At 67.6% G+C, this 3,581-nt stretch carries 3 protein-coding genes; all 3 read left to right on the forward strand.

Annotation, left to right across the window (positions count from 1 at the left end; all coding sequences use genetic code 11):
• The first annotated feature begins 111 nt into the window (after window positions 1-111).
• Window positions 112-381, forward strand: coding sequence for a 30S ribosomal protein S20 (gene rpsT / locus V6M42_RS02505; protein ID WP_055827132.1), 270 nt, complete (start codon window positions 112-114; stop codon window positions 379-381).
• Window positions 382-821: 440 nt separating this feature from the next.
• Entirely contained in the window at window positions 822-2,276 is a 1,455-nt protein-coding gene (gene dnaA, locus V6M42_RS02510; protein WP_442880911.1) for a chromosomal replication initiator protein DnaA, read from the forward strand.
• 188 nt (window positions 2,277-2,464) lie between these two features.
• On the forward strand, window positions 2,465-3,581 hold a 1,117-nt coding region (gene dnaN, locus V6M42_RS02515), incomplete at its 3' end, for a DNA polymerase III subunit beta (RefSeq protein WP_056618957.1).

Below are 3,581 nucleotides of genomic sequence, written 5' to 3' on the forward strand. Positions count from 1 at the left end.
GTCCAGACTCGCGTTGACCCCCTGAGCCCTTTCCGCTATAGCCGCGCGCTCTTCGAGATTTCCCCGCCGTGGACCGTGCTCCGCGGCGTTTCCGTTCGTAAGGTTTGACTGATGGCCAACAATGCCGGCGCCAAGAAAGCGATCCGCAAGATCGCTGCCCGCACCGAAGTGAACAAGGCGCGCCGCACGCGCGTCCGCACCTTCCTGCGCAAGTTCCAGGAAGCCGTCACGGGCGGCGACGCCGGTGCGGCGAAGACGGCTTTCGTCGAGGCTCAGTCCGAGCTGATGCGCGCCGTCTCCAAGGGCGTGGTTCACAAGAACACGGGCTCGCGCAAGGTCGGCCGCCTGGCCGCCCAGCTGAAGAAAATGTCGGCTGCCTGACATAGCGGTCTGCTGACGGCCTTTCACCGGCCTGTCATAGTTAATTGCAACGAATTCAACGGCGAGGGCGCGAAGGCTCCCTCGCCGTTTGCACGTGCGCGGCTAACTGCTCAGCCGGGAATTGGCTCTCCCGTCTGTGGCGAAATGCGGTTTTTCGTTGACTGCGTTTGGCTTTAGCGGAGTCAACAATTTTAAGTGCAAATCGAGTCGCGAATCAGCGTTGACGCCCCCCTCGCCGGGCGTAAGTTTGGGGCGCTGACGCACTTCCATCCCCACACGGATGAAGACGGCGCGGAACCTGTTTTCGTGGCGGCGTGAGACGTCTGTTCAAGAGTTCGACCCCACCTGCGCGGCGCCATCGCCACGCGGGACAGGAGAAGTCGTCCCGGTTTCAGGCGCGCTCAGAAGGATGTCGGCGGTGATGGAATTGTGGGTGGCTGATGTTTACGGGGAGCGCGGGCATGGCGGGGATGACGGATCCGGATCGTATCTGGACCGAGGCGGCGGGCCGTCTTCGCACTGAAATCGGCGAGGGGCCCTTCAGCTCCTATATCGCCCCCTCGGCGGTCCGCGCCGACGGTTCGGGCCAGTTGATCCTGGTGACCCCGACCGCCTACGCCCGCGACTGGGTGCGCAAGAACGCCCTGCGCCGCATGAACGAGCTGTGGCTGGGCCTGGACGGCCTGTCGCGCCGTCTGGACGTGCGTTGCCGCGCCGAGATGGGCTCGACCCCCTCGGCCTCGCAGGTCGCCGCCGGCCGGGCCGAGGGCGCCAATGTCGTGCCGATGACGGCGCCGCAGCCCATGCCCATGGCCACGGTGCCGCCGGTTGCCGACGGCGCCCGCGCCGTGCGCGCCGCCGGCCTGCAGGAACGGCTGAATTTCGACAGCTTCATCGAGGGGCAGGGCAACGCCTTCGCCCTGGCCATCGCCCGCCAGGCCGCGGCCTGGGCCGACGGACATTTCAACCCGATCTTCTTCTGCGGCCCCTACGGCTACGGCAAGACCCACCTGCTGAACGCCATCGCCTGGGAGGCCCAGCGGCTCCGACCGGACGCCAGGGTCGTCTATCTGACCGCCGAACGATTCCTGTCGACCTTCGTGCGCGCCACCCAGGACCGCACCATGGCCGCCTTCAAGGACAGCCTGCGCAGCGCCGACATGCTGCTGATCGACGACGTCCAGTTCGTCGGCGGCAAGGCCGGCACCCAGGAAGAACTGCTGTCGACGCTGACCGCCCTGATCGAGGACGGCAAGAAGATCGTCATCTCGGCCGACCGCCCGCCGATGGCCCTGACCGAGGTCGAGCCGCGGCTGCGCAGCCATCTGGCCTCGGGCCTGACCTGCCCGGTCGAACCCGCCGACCGCGCGCTGAAGCTGGCCGTCGCCCGCAACCGCATCCAGGCCCTGGCCCAGCTGGGCGTCGTCTCGGGCGAGGCCCGGGCCGATGTGCTGGAGCATCTGGTCGACCGCACCCCCGGCTCGATGCGCGAGCTGGAAGGCGCCGTGAACACCCTGGCCGCCGTCGCCGGCGCCCGCCTGTCCTCCCTGACCGTCGACGAGACGCAAGGGTTGCTGGGTTCCGCCCTGCGCGGCGGGCCCGAGCGCCGCATCACCGTCGACGAAATCCAGAAGACCGTCGCCGACCACTTCAGCCTCAAACAGGCCGACCTCCTCAGCGAGCGCCGCACCCGCGCCGTGGCCCGGCCGCGCCAGATCGCCATGTGGCTGTGCAAGCAGCACACGACCCGCTCCTATCCCGACATCGGCCGCCGCTTCGGCGGGCGCGACCACACCACGGTCCTGCACGGCGTGCGCAAGATCGAGGAGCTGATGGGCCTGGACGACCAGATCGCCCGGGATGTCGAGACGCTGACCCGCAAGCTCAGGGGTTAGGGAATAGGGATGAGGGATGAGGCTCCGGCGCCGTCCGGGGGGATTATCCACACATCGATGGGGTGGCGTCCCTCATCCCTCATCCCTCATCCCTCGTCCCTTCCTTGCTCCTTCCAACCAATCCGCTAGTGTCCAAGGCCCTCCAGTCGCGGTGACGCTTTGAGTCGCCGTACCCCGGGCGAGACCACATGCAACTGACCATCGAACGATCCGCGCTCCTCAAGGCCCTCGGGCACGTTCAGAGCGTCGTCGAGCGCCGCAACACCATTCCGATCCTGTCCAACGTCCTGCTCAGCGCCGGTCGCGACAAGCTGGCCTTCGCCGCGACGGATCTGGACATGGAGATGGTCGACGAGGCCGAGGCCCAGGTGAACGTCGAGGGCCAGATCACCGCCCCCGCCCACACCCTGTACGAGATCGTCCGCAAGCTGCCCGACGGCGCCGAGGTCTCGCTGTCCTACAACGGCGACGACCCCCGTCTGGTGGTCCAGGCCGGGCGTTCGAAATTCAACCTGCCGGTCCTGCCGGCCGGCGACTTCCCGGTCATGTCGACCGATACGACCGGCACGCGCTTCTCCCTGCCCAAGGAAGACCTCGCCCGGCTGATCGACAAGACCCGCTTCGCCGTCTCGACGGAGGAGACGCGCTACTATCTGAACGGCCTGTACCTGCACACGGTGGCCGAGGCCGGCATTCCGCTGCTGCGCGCCGTCGCCACCGACGGCCACCGCCTGGCCCTGGCCGAGACGCCCGCGCCCGAGGGCGCCGCCGGCGGTCCCGGCGTCATCGTTCCGCGCAAGACGGTCGATCAGGTCCGCCGTCTGCTGGACGACGGCTCGGGCCCGGTCGAGGTCATGGTCTCGCCGCAGAAGATCCGCTTCGAATTCGGCCAGGCGTCCCTGACGTCCAAGGTCATCGACGGCGCCTTCCCCGACTACATGCGCGTCATTCCCAAGGGGAACGACAAACAGGCCGACATCGACAACGCCCTGTTCGCCCAGGCGGTCGACCGCGTCGCCACCATTTCGGCCGAGAAGAGCCGCAGCGTGAAACTGGCGTTCGAACTGGACCGCGTGACCCTGACGGTGCGCAACATGGAGGCCGGGCAGGGGGTCGAGGAGGTCGAGATCGGCTATTCCGAAGAGCCCTTCGAGATCGGCTTCAACGCCCGCTACCTGCTGGACGTCGCCGGCCAGATCACCGGCGAGACGGCGCACTTCAAATTCGCCGACCCGGCCTCGCCGACGCTCGTTCTCGATCCGGGCGATCCGGGCGTGCAATATGTGCTGATGCCGCTGCGGGTGT

The sequence above is a fragment of the Brevundimonas sp. genome (assembly GCF_036677305.1).
Taxonomy (GTDB): Bacteria; Pseudomonadota; Alphaproteobacteria; order Caulobacterales; family Caulobacteraceae; genus Brevundimonas.

Coding starts and splice junctions, on each gene's coding strand:
- rpsT (WP_055827132.1), top strand. CDS start 112: ATGGCCAACAATGCCGGCGCCAAGAAAGCGATCCGCAAGATCGCTGCC.
- dnaA (WP_442880911.1), top strand. CDS start 822: ATGTTTACGGGGAGCGCGGGCATGGCGGGGATGACGGATCCGGATCGT.